Here is a 13,583-nt window from a genome sequence, read left to right on the forward strand (position 1 = left end):
GGCGAAAAAATATCACAAACTAGAATAGCGCCTTGTATGACAATTCAGCGAGTGAATATTTTGAAAATTCAGACAATAAACTGAGCATTCTTTTTCTCTCTCCATCATGCTTATGGCAAACTACGGTTTTTGCACCATTTTCGCTGCCACGTCGGGCAACAAAGGAAGAAAAATCCACATGAAATGGCTATGTTCAGTAGGTATCGCGGTAAGTCTGGCCTTACAGCCAGCACTGGCGGATGATTTGTTCGGTAACCATCCATTAACGCCCGAAGCGCGTGATGCGTTCGTCACCGAACTGCTCAAAAAAATGACGGTTGATGAGAAGATTGGTCAACTGCGCTTAATCAGCGTCGGCCCGGATAACCCGAAAGAGGCGATCCGCGAGATGATCAAAGACGGGCAGGTTGGGGCGATTTTCAACACCGTAACCCGTCAGGATATCCGCGCCATGCAGGATCAGGTGATGGAATTAAGCCGCCTGAAAATTCCTCTCTTCTTTGCCTATGATGTGCTGCACGGTCAGCGCACTGTCTTCCCGATTAGCCTCGGCCTGGCCTCTTCTTTTAACCTCGATGCGGTGAAAACAGTAGGGCGCGTCTCTGCTTATGAAGCGGCAGATGATGGCCTGAATATGACCTGGGCGCCAATGGTCGATGTCTCGCGCGATCCGCGCTGGGGACGTGCTTCCGAAGGTTTTGGCGAAGATACGTATCTGACCTCAATCATGGGTAAAACCATGGTGGAAGCGATGCAGGGTAAAAGCCCGGCAGATCGCTACTCGGTGATGACCAGCGTCAAACACTTTGCTGCATACGGCGCGGTAGAAGGTGGTAAAGAGTACAACACCGTCGATATGAGCCCGCAGCGTCTGTTTAATGACTATATGCCGCCGTACAAAGCGGGGCTGGATGCAGGCAGCGGCGCGGTGATGGTGGCGTTGAACTCGCTGAACGGCACGCCAGCCACCTCCGATTCCTGGCTGCTGAAAGATGTGCTGCGCGATCAGTGGGGCTTTAAAGGCATCACCGTTTCCGATCATGGCGCAATCAAAGAACTGATTAAACACGGTACGGCGGCAGATCCGGAAGATGCGGTGCGCGTGGCACTGAAATCCGGGATCAACATGAGTATGAGCGACGAGTATTACTCGAAGTATCTGCCTGGGTTGATCAAATCCGGCAAAGTGACGATGGCAGAGCTGGACGATGCCGCGCGTCACGTACTGAACGTCAAATATGATATGGGGCTGTTTAACGACCCATACAGCCATTTGGGGCCGAAAGAGTCTGACCCGGTGGATACCAATGCCGAAAGCCGCCTGCACCGTAAAGAAGCGCGTGAAGTGGCGCGTGAAAGCCTGGTGTTGCTGAAAAACCGTCTCGAAACGTTACCGCTGAAAAAATCGGCCACCATTGCGGTGGTTGGGCCACTGGCGGACAGTAAACGTGACGTGATGGGCAGCTGGTCCGCAGCCGGTGTTGCCGATCAATCCGTGACCGTACTGACCGGGATTAAAAATGCCGTCGGTGAAAACGGTAAAGTGCTGTATGCCAAAGGGGCGAACGTTACCAGTGACAAAGGCATTATCGATTTCCTGAATCAGTATGAAGAAGCGGTCAAAGTCGATCCGCGCTCGCCGCAAGAGATGATTGATGAAGCGGTGCAAACCGCGAAACAATCTGATGTGGTGGTGGCTGTGGTCGGTGAAGCTCAGGGGATGGCGCACGAAGCCTCCAGCCGTACCGATATCACCATCCCGCAAAGTCAGCGTGATTTGATTGCGGCGCTGAAAGCCACCGGTAAACCGCTGGTGCTGGTGCTGATGAACGGTCGTCCGCTGGCGCTGGTGAAAGAAGATCAGCAGGCCGACGCGATTCTGGAAACCTGGTTTGCGGGTACGGAAGGGGGGAATGCGATTGCCGATGTATTGTTTGGCGATTACAACCCGTCCGGCAAGCTGCCGATGTCCTTCCCGCGTTCTGTCGGGCAGATCCCTGTGTACTACAGCCATCTGAATACCGGTCGCCCGTATAATGCCGACAAGCCGAACAAATACACTTCGCGTTATTTTGATGAAGCTAACGGGGCGCTGTACCCGTTCGGTTATGGTCTGAGCTATACCACGTTCACCGTCTCTGATGTGAAACTCTCTGCCCCGACCATGAAGCGTGACGGCAAAGTGACCGCCAGCGTGCAGGTGACGAATACCGGCAAACGCGAAGGGGCGACGGTGGTTCAGATGTATTTGCAGGATGTGACCGCTTCTATGAGCCGTCCGGTGAAGCAGTTGAAAGGTTTTGAGAAAATCACCCTCAAACCGGGCGAAACTCAGACCGTCAGCTTCCCGATCGATATCGAGGCGCTGAAGTTCTGGAATCAACAGATGAAATATGACGCCGAGCCTGGCAAGTTCAATGTCTTTATCGGCACTGATTCCGCACGCGTTAAGAAAGGCGAGTTTGAGTTGCTGTAATGCTTTAGTAAGGGCGCGACGTTTGCGCCCTTTGCCTGATGCGCTGCGCTTATCAGGTCTACAGAATGGTTACAACTTGTTGATTTTTCACCCGCTGTAGGCCGGATAAGGCGCTTGCGCCGCATCCGGCAGGAAACGCCGGACCGAATATGCCTCTTAAGTATTTATCTGATTCTGCAACTGAATCCGCCCAGTCAGGCTAACCCCGCCATTATCAACTATGCTTTTCTCTTAATTCGCTGAAAACAACAGTAAAAGAATGAGGAAAGCATCATGCCACTCTCAAAGGTCTGGGCAGGTTCACTGGTTATGTTGGCAGCCGTGAGCCTGCCGCTGCACGCGGCTTCCCCCGTTAAAGTCGGTTCAAAAATCGATACCGAAGGCGCGCTACTCGGCAACATCATCTTGCAGGTACTCGAAAGCCACGGCGTACCGACGGTCAATAAAGTGCAACTCGGAACGACTCCTGTGGTGCGCGGGGCGATTACTTCCGGTGAACTGGATATCTATCCGGAATATACCGGCAATGGCGCTTTCTTCTTTAAAGATGAAAACGATGCAGCGTGGAAAAATGCCGGACAGGGCTATGAGAAAGTCAAGAAACTCGATGCAGAGCAAAACAAGTTAATCTGGCTGACGCCCGCGCCTGCGAATAACACCTGGACCATCGCCGTGCGTCAGGATGTGGCAGAGAAAAACAAACTCACTTCGCTTGCCGATCTCAGTCGTTATTTGAAAGAGGGGGGCAACTTCAAACTTGCGGCCTCGGCAGAGTTTATCGAACGCGCCGATGCCTTACCCGCTTTTGAAAAAGCCTATGACTTTAAGCTCGGTCAGGATCAGTTACTGTCACTGGCTGGCGGCGACACGGCGGTAACGATTAAAGCCGCTGCCCAGCAAACTTCTGGCGTTAATGCCGCAATGGCTTACGGCACTGACGGTCCGGTCGCGGCGCTGGGGCTGCAAACCTTAAGCGATCCGCAAGGCGTGCAACCTATCTACGCGCCTGCACCAGTGGTGCGTGAATCGGTGTTGAAGGAGTATCCGCAAATGGCACAGTGGCTACAGCCAGTCTTCGCCAGCCTCGATGAAAAAACATTGCAGCAACTGAATGCCAGCATTGCAGTGGAAGGACTGGATGCCAAAAAAGTGGCTGCCGACTACCTGAAACAAAAAGGGTGGACGAAGTAATTTCCCGTGACTTATCTACGTATTAATCCTGTTCTGGCGCTGCTGCTGTTGCTGACGGCAATCGCAGCGGCGCTGCCGTTTATCAGTTACGCGCCTAATCGTTTAGTCTCGGGTGAAGGGCGTCATCTCTGGCAACTGTGGCCGCAAACGATCTGGATGCTGGTGGGCGTTGGTTGCGCCTGGCTGACTGCCTGTTTTATTCCCGGTAGAAAAGGCAGCATTTTTGCACTCATCCTTGCGCAATTCGTCTTCGTATTGCTGGTGTGGGGCGCGGGAAAGGCAGCGACACAACTGGTGCAAAATGGCAGTGTGCTGGCGCGTACCAGCCTCGGCAGTGGTTTCTGGTTGGCTGTGGCGCTGGCACTGCTGGCCTGTAGTGATGCCATCCGCCGAATCTCCACGCATCCGCTGTGGCGCTGGTTGTTGCATATGCAGATTGCCATCATTCCGCTGTGGTTGCTGTACTCCGGCGCGCTTAACGATCTCTCGCTAATGAAAGAATACGCCAACCGTCAGGATGTGTTTGATGACGCGCTGGCACAGCATCTGACCCTGCTGTTTGGCTCGGTACTGCCGGCGCTGGTGATTGGCGTGCCGCTGGGCGTCTGGTGCTACTTTTCCACCGCGCGGCAGGGGGCGATTTTTTCTCTGCTCAATGTCATTCAGACCGTGCCTTCGGTGGCGCTCTTTGGCCTGCTGATTGCTCCGCTTGCCGGACTGGTGACTGCCTTTCCGTGGCTGGGGACGATCGGCATAGCAGGAACCGGAATGACACCCGCACTGATTGCGCTGGTGCTCTACGCGTTACTGCCGTTAGTGCGCGGCGTGGTAGTGGGCTTGAATCAGATCCCGCGCGACGTGCAGGAGAGCGCCACAGCGATGGGCATGAGCGGGACGCAGAGTTTTTGGTATGTGCAGTTACCGCTGGCGTTACCGGTATTTCTGCGCAGCCTGCGGGTGGTGATGGTGCAAACCGTCGGCATGGCGGTGATTGCGGCGTTAATCGGCGCAGGCGGTTTTGGTGCGCTGGTTTTCCAGGGGCTGTTAAGCAGTGCCATTGATTTAGTATTGCTGGGGGTGATCCCGGTGATTGTACTGGCGGTGCTTACCGACGCGCTGTTCGATTTGCTTATCGCACTGCTGAAGGTGAAACGTAATGATTGAATTTAGCCATGTCAGCAAACTGTTCGGCGCACAAAAAGCCGTTAACGATCTCAATCTCAATTTTCAGGAAGGGAGTTTTTCGGTGCTGATTGGCACATCTGGCTCCGGCAAATCCACCACCCTGAAAATGATTAATCGCCTGGTGGAGCATGACAGCGGAGTGATCCGCTTTGCCGGAGAAGAAATTCGCTCGCTGCCAGTGCTGGAGTTGCGCCGCCGGATGGGATACGCCATCCAGTCGATAGGTTTATTTCCCCACTGGAGCGTGGCGCAAAACATTGCCACCGTGCCGCAATTACAAAAATGGTCGCGGGCGCGGATTGACGATCGTATCGACGAATTAATGGCGCTGTTGGGGCTGGAGGCGAATTTACGCGAGCGTTATCCACATCAACTTTCTGGTGGTCAGCAGCAGCGAGTCGGCGTTGCTCGTGCGCTGGCTGCCGATCCGCAAGTTTTGCTGATGGATGAACCGTTTGGCGCGCTGGATCCGGTGACGCGCGGCGCGTTGCAACAAGAGATGACGCGCATTCACCGTTTGCTGGGGCGCACCATTGTGCTGGTCACTCATGATATTGATGAGGCGCTACGGCTGGCAGAACATCTGGTGTTGATGGATCATGGTGAAGTGGTGCAGCAGGGCAATCCGCTGACGATGCTGACTCGTCCAGCGAATGATTTTGTCCGCCAGTTTTTTGGGCATAGTGAACTGGGTGTGCGCCTGCTTTCGTTACGTAGTGTGACTGATTATGTGCGCCGCAACGAACGCGCTGAAGGTGAGGCGCTGGCAGAAGAGATGACGCTACGTGATGCGCTCTCATTGTTTGTCGCTCGTGGTTGTGAAGTGTTGCCGGTGGTTGACGCTCAAGGTAAACCTTGCGGCACATTACATTTTCAGGATCTGCTGGTGGAGGCGTAATCGTATGAAAATAATGCGCGATCCGCTGTTCTGGCTTATTGCTCTGTTTGTGGGGCTGATTTTCTGGCTACCCTATAGCCAGCCGTTGTTTGGTGCTTTATTTCCACAATTACCTCGGCCTGTTTATCAGCAGGAAAGTTTTGCTGCCCTGGCGCTGGCTCATTTCTGGCTAGTGGGGATCTCAAGTTTGTTTGCCGTGATCATTGGTACTGGTGCCGGAATTGCTGTCACTCGCCCGTGGGGCGCGGAGTTTCGCCCGATGGTCGAAACCATTGCCGCCGTTGGGCAGACTTTTCCGCCCGTAGCTGTGCTGGCGATTGCTGTTCCGGTGATGGGGTTTGGTCAGCAACCGGCGATTATTGCTTTGATCCTTTACGGCGTATTACCTATCTTACAGGCGACACTTGCCGGACTGGGAGCGATTGATGCCAGCGTGACAGACGTTGCCAAAGGGATGGGAATGAGCCGGAGTCAGCGATTGCGTAAAGTGGAGTTACCGCTGGCAGCGCCAGTGATTCTGGCTGGCGTGCGGACTTCAGTGATTATCAATATTGGTACGGCGACCATTGCCTCAACGGTAGGAGCCAGCACGCTGGGTACGCCCATCATTATCGGACTTAGCGGATTTAACACTGCTTATGTGATTCAGGGGGCGTTGCTGGTGGCACTGGCGGCGATCATCGTAGACCGCCTGTTTGAACGGTTGGTGCAGCTACTCAGCCAGCACGCAAAATAAAGGTATAACCTGCGAGCATGACGCCACCGATACCGCCTAACGCCATCAACAGGAACAGGGTGATAACCCCAATTTTCGCTATGCGCATAATGCACTCCTTATGTTAACGAAAGGATTGTACAGTAAAGCGCATTTGTTAACGAATCATTAAATGCCGAGTGGGAAAATATCATGGCCTTGTTCCTGCCAGTTGGTGAGCTGCTGCTGCTGGGCGGGAGACTGGTTTTCACCGCACCACACCAATAGCGTGCGGCCTTCAAACAGTTCCGGGCGGAGCTGGTTGAGGGAATGGGCGAGGACATCAATGCGCCATCCTTGCTGGCTGGCAATCCAACCCTCCAGCCACAGCCGCGTGGTATCCTGAATATTCCAGCCAACCACCAGCGCATCTTTACCCTGTTTTTTACGTGCCGAAGCCAGACAAATGGCGATGTAGTTGATCAGTACACCGTCGAGGATCGCCAGTAACGCCTGGAGAGTTGGTTGCTGACACTGAAGACGTCGGCGCAGAGGAATGAACAGATGTGTGGTGAGCGTCTGGGCGGGGTAATCCTGACCACGTTCTTTGATCCACATTCGCAGACTTTGTAGATTGCCACTTTGCAGGTAATTAAGCAGAGTTTCTTGCTGATCGCGCCAGCCGTTTTGCACATCAACATTCTCATTACTGAGTAGCATTTTAACTTTGCTGACCTGCACACCGTTATCGATCCAGCGTTTGATCTCGCGGATCCGGTCGATATCGGCATCGTTGAACAGGCGATGACCGCCGTCTGTGCGCTGCGGTTTCAACAATCCGTAACGCCTCTGCCACGCGCGTAACGTGACAGGATTGATATCACAAAGCAACGCCACTTCACCAATTGTGTAAAGCGCCATCCTCTCACCCTTGCTCGCGAGGTCCCGGTTTAACTTTAGACGCAGATTTGCGAACCAGGTAGTTTTGTCCGTTTTTAGTTCATCGTTAGGGTGATTTTATTTTTGCCAGGTGATTTTGAGTGATCGTACTCACGAATTCTCATTTTTCTGCAAGAGTTCAAAGAAAGTTAAACGCAGGCAATGTATGTTACGCGTTTTAAAGGGAAGTGTGGTTTGCGGGTATGTACGATTTTAATCTGGTGTTGCTGCTGCTTCAGCAGATGTGCGTTTTTTTAGTCATTGCGTGGTTAATGAGTAAAACGCCATTATTCATACCATTAATGCAGGTCACGGTTCGTCTGCCGCATAAATTTCTCTGCTACATCGTCTTTTCCATTTTCTGCATTATGGGCACCTGGTTCGGGTTGCACATCGACGATTCGATTGCTAATACGCGGGCGATTGGCGCGGTGATGGGCGGCTTACTCGGCGGTCCGGTCGTCGGTGGGCTGGTTGGTCTGACCGGCGGGTTACATCGATACTCAATGGGGGGCATGACTGCGCTAAGCTGCATGATTTCGACCATCGTTGAAGGATTGCTCGGCGGCCTGGTACACAGCATCCTGATCCGTCGCGGGCGCACTGATAAAGTCTTTAACCCCATTACCGCCGGTGCCGTCACGTTCGTCGCTGAAATGGTGCAAATGCTGATCATCCTGGCAATCGCCCGACCTTATGAAGATGCGGTGCGTCTGGTGAGTAATATTGCTGCGCCAATGATGGTCACCAATACCGTCGGCGCGGCGCTGTTTATGCGTATATTGCTCGATAAACGCGCGATGTTTGAAAAATACACTTCAGCTTTTTCTGCCACTGCGCTGAAAGTAGCGGCCTCGACGGAAGGCATTTTGCGCCAGGGGTTTAACGAAGTGAACAGCATGAAAGTGGCACAGGTGCTGTATCAGGAGCTGGATATTGGTGCAGTCGCGATTACCGATCGAGAGAAATTGCTGGCCTTTACCGGAATTGGTGACGATCACCATTTACCCGGCAAACCGATTTCTTCGACTTACACCTTAAAAGCGATTGAAACCGGCGAAGTGGTCTACGCCGATGGCAACGAAGTGCCTTACCGTTGCTCTTTGCATCCGCAATGCAAACTGGGTTCGACGCTGGTGATTCCGTTGCGTGGTGAGAATCAGCGGGTGATGGGCACCATCAAATTGTATGAAGCGAAAAACCGTTTGTTCAGCTCAATCAACCGCACGCTGGGGGAAGGGATTGCGCAATTGCTTTCGGCGCAGATCCTCGCCGGGCAATATGAGCGGCAAAAAGCGATGCTCACGCAGTCAGAAATTAAACTGCTTCACGCCCAGGTGAATCCCCATTTCCTGTTCAATGCGCTTAACACCATTAAAGCCGTTATCCGCCGCGACAGCGAACAGGCCAGTCAACTAGTGCAGTATCTTTCCACTTTTTTCCGCAAAAACTTAAAGCGGCCTTCGGAGTTTGTTACTCTCGCCGACGAAATTGAACACGTGAATGCTTATCTGCAAATTGAAAAGGCGCGCTTCCAGTCACGGTTGCAGGTCAACATTGCTATTCCGGAGGAATTATCCCGGCAGCAGTTGCCCGCGTTTACCCTGCAACCAATAGTGGAAAACGCTATTAAACATGGAACCTCACAACTGCTGGATACAGGGCGAGTGGCAATTAGCGCAAGGCGTGAAGGGCAACATTTGATGCTGGAGATCGAAGATAATGCCGGTTTGTATCAACCGGCAACCAATGCCAGTGGGCTGGGGATGAATCTGGTGGATAAGCGTTTACGTGAGCGGTTTGGCGATGACTATGGGATAAGCGTCGCCTGTGAGCCTGATAGTTACACCCGAATAACGTTACGACTGCCATGGAGGGACGAGGCATGATTAAAGTCTTAATTGTCGATGATGAACCATTAGCACGGGAAAACCTGCGCGTATTTTTGCAGGAGCAGAGCGATATTGAAATTGTCGGCGAGTGCTCAAACGCCGTGGAAGGGATTGGCGCGGTGCATAAACTGCGCCCGGATGTGCTGTTTCTCGACATTCAGATGCCACGCATCAGCGGTCTGGAAATGGTGGGGATGCTCGACCCGGAACATCGTCCGTATATCGTTTTTCTCACCGCGTTTGACGAATACGCCATTAAAGCCTTTGAAGAACATGCCTTTGATTATCTGCTGAAGCCGATTGATGAAGCGCGGCTGGAGAAAACGCTGGCTCGTCTGCGTCAGGAGCGGAGCAAGCAGGATGTTTCGCTGTTACCGGAAAATCAGCAGGCGCTGAAATTTATTCCTTGTACGGGGCATAGTCGGATTTATTTACTGCAAATGAAAGATGTAGCGTTTGTCAGCAGTAGGATGAGCGGTGTTTACGTCACCAGTCACGAAGGGAAAGAGGGCTTTACTGAACTGACATTACGCACCCTGGAGAGTCGTACACCACTACTACGCTGCCATCGTCAGTATCTGGTTAACCTCGCGCATTTGCAGGAGATTCGCCTGGAAGATAATGGTCAGGCCGAGTTGATTTTGCGTAATGGCTTAACCGTGCCGGTCAGCCGCCGTTATCTGAAAAGCTTAAAAGAGGCGATTGGCCTGTAAAAGACTGCTAAAATGGCTTTTTGCCTCATCAACACCTGAAGGCCTCATGCTAAGTAACGATATTCTGCGCAGCGTGCGCTACATTTTAAAAGCCAATAATAACGACCTGGTGCGCATTCTGGCGCTGGGCAATGTCGAAACCACTGCCGAACAGATTGCCATCTGGTTGCGTAAAGAAGATGAAGAAGGTTTTCAACGTTGTCCGGACATTATTTTGTCCTCATTCCTGAATGGTCTGATTTACGAAAAACGCGGCAGGGATGAGTCTGCACCGGCACTGGAGCCGGAACGTCGTATTAATAACAATATTGTGCTGAAAAAATTGCGCATCGCGTTTTCACTGAAAACCGATGACATCCTGGCGATCCTCACCGAACAGCAGTTCCGCGTTTCTATGCCGGAAATTACTGCGATGATGCGCGCACCGGATCATAAAAACTTCCGCGAATGCGGCGATCAATTCTTGCGTTATTTTCTGCGTGGACTGGCTGCGCGCCAGCATGTGAAGAAAAACTAAGACAGGTCTGGAGGCCATGCAGAGAGCATGGCCTCCGGCAGATTATTTCACTTCTTTAAAGCCAGCGGCTTTCATCACCAGTTCCATTTGCGCCATAGTGATACCTTTTTTGGCATCGTCAGCAGAAATGTTAATGCCGGAAATACCCTGCAGGGCTTTAAAATCAACTTTTTCCATATCGATAGTCACGTTTTCCTGCGCGTAAGTATCAGTAAAGGTTAATTTTTCTTCAACGCCAGCAATGTTTTTATATTTTGCACTTAACGGCTCAAGCTTTTTAGCCGCCTCTTCTTTGTTAGCTGCACCGATGGTTGCAAACTGAATTTTGGTTTCTGAAGATTGCTTAAGCACCTTGTCGCCTTTGTAGACATAGGTAATGGCAATTTCAGTACCGTTCAGATTGGCACTAAATTTCTTTGATTCTTCTTTGTCACCACAGCCAGCGAGAGAGAAAACCAGAACAGATGCAACAACGAGGGAAAACAGCTTGTTGAAAGCCTTCATGTAAAACTCCATTTTATCAAGATCAGAAAACTGGTGACTCTCACCAGGGCGCTATAGAATATTCTTTATACCTCGTCTTGAGCAGTCCGGAAATGGAGTAGATCTCTTAATAAAAAGCATTTTTTCCTCCTTGTTGCTCAAGCATCAGTAACAACTGTTCGCAGAGTAAAACACAATTATTCAATACTTCTGCCAGTGTCTCGCTTTCCGAATTGCGTAATTGCTTCAACACATGCGCCAGCCGATAAAAACCGATTACGGTGAGTTCGTTCGCCAGCAAATCAGCCTGACTAATGGCGCTCTGTTCCTGATAGCGTCAACCGTTATGGAGCAGTTGAATAATTATGTGATTTCTCGTCCTGATAGATAAAGTGTCTCATTCTGCATCCCTGTAATTTTATCCAGTTTAATACAGATGCTAACAGCATTTGCGCAGGTTACAGAGCGACAAAAAGGCGAGAAAACAACTTTAGGAATTTATAAAGAAAAGGCGCTGTTGATGCAGCGCCTTGAAGGGAGTTATTTCACTTGATGACCAGGTTTAGCACCGGCATCTGGGCTTAACAGGAAGATATCTTTCCCGCCAGGACCGGCAGCCATCACCATGCCTTCGGAGATACCGAAGCGCATTTTACGTGGTGCCAGGTTAGCCACCATAATGGTGTGACGACCAATCAGTGCCTGCGGATCCGGGTAAGCAGAACGAATGCCGGAGAAGACATTGCGTTTTTCGCCACCCAGATCCAGCGTCAGGCGCAGCAGCTTGTCAGAACCCTCAACAAACTCTGCGTTTTCAATCAGCGCCACGCGCAGGTCAACTTTGGCGAAGTCGTCAAAGGTGATGGTTTCCTGAATCGGATCATCAGCCAGCGGGCCAGTAACTGGCGCGGCAGTTGCTTTCACTTCTTCTTTGGATGCTTCCACCAGTGCTTCCACCTGTTTCATATCGATACGGTTATACAGTGCCTTGAACGGATTCACTTTATGGCCCAGCAGCGGTTGCTGAATACCATCCCAGGTCAGTTCCGTATTGAGGAATGCTTCCGCACGTTCAGTCAGTTTCGGCAGTACCGGCTTCAGGTAAGTCATCAGCACGCGGAACAGGTTTATGCCCATTGAGCAAATCGCTTGCAGGTCAGCATCGCGGCCTTCCTGTTTCGCCACCACCCACGGAGCCTGCTCGTCAACATAGCGGTTAGCCAGGTCAGCCAGCGCCATGATTTCGCGCACAGCTTTACCAAATTCGCGGCTTTCCCACGCTTCGCCAATAACTTCAGCGGCATCGGTAAAGGTTTTGTACAGTTCAGGGTCAGCCAGTTCGCTTGCCAACACGCCGTCAAAACGCTTGTTGATAAAGCCCGCGTTACGGGAGGCCAGGTTAACCACTTTGTTGACGATATCGGCATTCACGCGCTGAACGAAATCTTCCAGATTCAGGTCGATATCATCAATACGTGAAGAGAGTTTCGCAGTGTAGTAGTAACGCAGGCTGTCAGCGTCAAAATGATTCAGCCAGGTGCTGGCCTTAATAAAGGTGCCACGAGACTTGGACATCTTCGCGCCGTTCACCGTCACATAGCCGTGAACAAACAGGTTGGTCGGCTTGCGGAAGTTGCTGCCTTCCAGCATGGCAGGCCAGAACAGGCTGTGGAAGTAAACAATATCTTTACCGATGAAGTGGTACAGCTCGGCGACGGAATCTTTCTTCCAGTATTCATCGAAGCTTACGGTATCGCCGCGCTTGTCGCACAGATTCTTGAAGGAACCCATGTAACCAATCGGCGCGTCCAGCCAGACGTAGAAGTATTTGCCTGGTGCGTTCGGAATTTCAAAACCGAAGTAAGGCGCATCGCGGGAGATATCCCACTGTTGCAGGCCGGATTCAAACCACTCCTGCATTTTGTTTGCCACCTGCTCCTGCAACGCGCCGCTGCGGGTCCATGCCTGCAACATTTCGCTGAAAGAGGGCAGATCAAAGAAGAAGTGTTCGGAATCACGCATCACCGGCGTAGCACCAGAAACCACAGATTTCGGCTCGATCAGTTCAGTCGGGCTGTAGGTCGCGCCGCAGACTTCACAGTTATCGCCGTATTGATCTGGCGCTTTACATTTCGGGCAGGTGCCTTTCACAAAACGATCCGGCAGGAACATACCTTTTTCCGGGTCGTACAACTGAGAGATGGTGCGGTTTTTAATAAAACCGTTCTCTTTCAGGCGAGTATAGATAAGCTCAGACAACTGACGGTTCTCTTCGCTGTGCGTCGAGTGATAGTTGTCGTAGCTGATATTAAAGCCTGCGAAATCAGTCTGATGCTCCTGACTCATTTCGCCAATCATCTGCTCCGGAGTAATACCAAGCTGCTGGGCTTTCAGCATGATCGGCGTACCGTGGGCATCGTCGGCGCAGATGAAGTTGACCTCGTGGCCGCGCATTCGCTGGTAACGGACCCAGACATCAGCCTGGATGTGCTCCAGCATATGGCCGAGGTGGATAGAGCCGTTAGCGTACGGCAGTGCGCACGTCACCAGAATTTTCTTCGCGACTTGAGTCATAGTAGGCATTACTTCTTAGTA

At 51.8% G+C, this 13,583-nt stretch carries 12 protein-coding genes and 1 pseudogene; 8 read left to right on the plus strand and 5 right to left on the minus strand.

The annotated features are described in order from the left end of the window. The first annotated feature begins 178 nt into the window (after positions 1-178). The 5 genes from bglX (at position 179) to yehW (ending at position 6,486) form a co-directional block, all read left to right on the plus strand. On the plus strand, positions 179-2,476 hold the full coding sequence (gene bglX, locus LG381_RS12090) for a beta-glucosidase BglX (RefSeq protein ID WP_000871482.1): 2,298 nt from the start codon (positions 179-181) through the stop codon (positions 2,474-2,476). 273 nt (positions 2,477-2,749) lie between these two features. Further along, positions 2,750-3,667: an ABC transporter substrate-binding protein gene (gene osmF, locus LG381_RS12095; RefSeq protein WP_225762456.1), complete on the plus strand. Its 918-nt coding sequence runs from the start codon at positions 2,750-2,752 to the stop codon at positions 3,665-3,667. A 6-nt stretch (positions 3,668-3,673) separates the two neighbouring features. Continuing rightward, positions 3,674-4,831, plus strand: a complete 1,158-nt coding sequence (gene yehY, locus LG381_RS12100) for a glycine betaine ABC transporter permease YehY (RefSeq protein WP_225762457.1) — start codon at positions 3,674-3,676, stop codon at positions 4,829-4,831. Next, a complete protein-coding gene (gene yehX / locus LG381_RS12105; RefSeq protein ID WP_137326307.1) occupies positions 4,824-5,750 on the plus strand; it encodes a glycine betaine ABC transporter ATP binding protein YehX in 927 nt (308 codons plus the stop codon). The genes yehY and yehX overlap by 8 nt, the downstream gene beginning before the upstream one ends. Before the next feature lie 4 nt (positions 5,751-5,754). After that, on the plus strand, positions 5,755-6,486 hold the full coding sequence (gene yehW, locus LG381_RS12110) for a glycine betaine ABC transporter permease YehW (RefSeq protein WP_000700017.1): 732 nt from the start codon (positions 5,755-5,757) through the stop codon (positions 6,484-6,486). Here the strand turns inward: yehW and LG381_RS12115 are convergent. Both LG381_RS12115 and mlrA read right to left on the minus strand, forming a co-directional pair. Continuing rightward, positions 6,467-6,574, minus strand: coding sequence for a protein YohO (locus LG381_RS12115; protein WP_001216965.1), 108 nt, complete (start codon positions 6,572-6,574; stop codon positions 6,467-6,469). The two genes, yehW and LG381_RS12115, sit on opposite strands and share 20 nt — an antisense overlap. Positions 6,575-6,633: 59 nt before the next feature. Beyond that, positions 6,634-7,365: an HTH-type transcriptional regulator MlrA gene (gene mlrA / locus LG381_RS12120; RefSeq protein WP_001240389.1), complete on the minus strand. Its 732-nt coding sequence runs from the start codon at positions 7,363-7,365 to the stop codon at positions 6,634-6,636. Between the two features lie 221 nt (positions 7,366-7,586). On the opposite strand from mlrA, the gene btsS reads away from it, so the two are divergent. The 3 genes from btsS to LG381_RS12135 are packed head-to-tail and all read left to right on the plus strand — an operon-like array spanning position 7,587 to position 10,505. Further along, positions 7,587-9,272, plus strand: a complete 1,686-nt coding sequence (gene btsS / locus LG381_RS12125; protein WP_010347186.1) for a two-component regulatory system sensor histidine kinase BtsS — start codon at positions 7,587-7,589, stop codon at positions 9,270-9,272. Further along, positions 9,269-9,988: a two-component system response regulator BtsR gene (gene btsR, locus LG381_RS12130; RefSeq protein WP_000598641.1), complete on the plus strand. Its 720-nt coding sequence runs from the start codon at positions 9,269-9,271 to the stop codon at positions 9,986-9,988. The genes btsS and btsR overlap by 4 nt, the downstream gene beginning before the upstream one ends. A 46-nt stretch (positions 9,989-10,034) precedes the next feature. Next, on the plus strand, positions 10,035-10,505 hold the full coding sequence (locus LG381_RS12135) for a DUF1456 family protein (protein ID WP_010347183.1): 471 nt from the start codon (positions 10,035-10,037) through the stop codon (positions 10,503-10,505). A 42-nt stretch (positions 10,506-10,547) separates the two neighbouring features. Here the strand turns inward: LG381_RS12135 and LG381_RS12140 are convergent, their stop codons facing one another. The 3 genes and pseudogenes from LG381_RS12140 to metG form a co-directional block, all read right to left on the minus strand. Then, entirely contained in the window at positions 10,548-11,009 is a 462-nt protein-coding gene (locus LG381_RS12140; RefSeq protein WP_010347181.1) for a YehR family lipoprotein, read from the minus strand. Positions 11,010-11,115: 106 nt separating this feature from the next. Continuing rightward, a pseudogene (locus tag LG381_RS12145) lies at positions 11,116-11,355 on the minus strand (hypothetical protein); the annotation flags it as partial. Positions 11,356-11,528: 173 nt separating this feature from the next. Beyond that, the gene (gene metG, locus LG381_RS12150) at positions 11,529-13,562 is read right to left on the minus strand and encodes a methionine--tRNA ligase (protein ID WP_010347178.1); all 2,034 of its coding nucleotides are present in this window, start codon (positions 13,560-13,562) and stop codon (positions 11,529-11,531) included. Positions 13,563-13,583: the final 21 nt, after the last annotated feature.

The organism is Escherichia sp. Marseille-Q3837 (assembly GCF_916618735.1).
Lineage (GTDB): Bacteria > Pseudomonadota > Gammaproteobacteria > Enterobacterales > Enterobacteriaceae > Escherichia > Escherichia ruysiae.

What these genes read in the sequence shown, in the direction of transcription:
- yehX (WP_137326307.1), top strand. Translation starts at nt 4,824, where the DNA reads ATGATTGAATTTAGCCATGTCAGCAAACTGTTCGGCGCACAAAAAGCC.
- metG (WP_010347178.1), bottom strand. Translation starts at nt 13,562, where the DNA reads ATGACTCAAGTCGCGAAGAAAATTCTGGTGACGTGCGCACTGCCGTAC.
- bglX (WP_000871482.1), top strand. Translation starts at nt 179, where the DNA reads ATGAAATGGCTATGTTCAGTAGGTATCGCGGTAAGTCTGGCCTTACAG.
- LG381_RS12115 (WP_001216965.1), bottom strand. Translation starts at nt 6,574, where the DNA reads ATGCGCATAGCGAAAATTGGGGTTATCACCCTGTTCCTGTTGATGGCG.
- mlrA (WP_001240389.1), bottom strand. Translation starts at nt 7,365, where the DNA reads ATGGCGCTTTACACAATTGGTGAAGTGGCGTTGCTTTGTGATATCAAT.
- osmF (WP_225762456.1), top strand. Translation starts at nt 2,750, where the DNA reads ATGCCACTCTCAAAGGTCTGGGCAGGTTCACTGGTTATGTTGGCAGCC.
- LG381_RS12140 (WP_010347181.1), bottom strand. Translation starts at nt 11,009, where the DNA reads ATGAAGGCTTTCAACAAGCTGTTTTCCCTCGTTGTTGCATCTGTTCTG.
- btsR (WP_000598641.1), top strand. Translation starts at nt 9,269, where the DNA reads ATGATTAAAGTCTTAATTGTCGATGATGAACCATTAGCACGGGAAAAC.
- btsS (WP_010347186.1), top strand. Translation starts at nt 7,587, where the DNA reads ATGTACGATTTTAATCTGGTGTTGCTGCTGCTTCAGCAGATGTGCGTT.
- LG381_RS12135 (WP_010347183.1), top strand. Translation starts at nt 10,035, where the DNA reads ATGCTAAGTAACGATATTCTGCGCAGCGTGCGCTACATTTTAAAAGCC.
- yehW (WP_000700017.1), top strand. Translation starts at nt 5,755, where the DNA reads ATGAAAATAATGCGCGATCCGCTGTTCTGGCTTATTGCTCTGTTTGTG.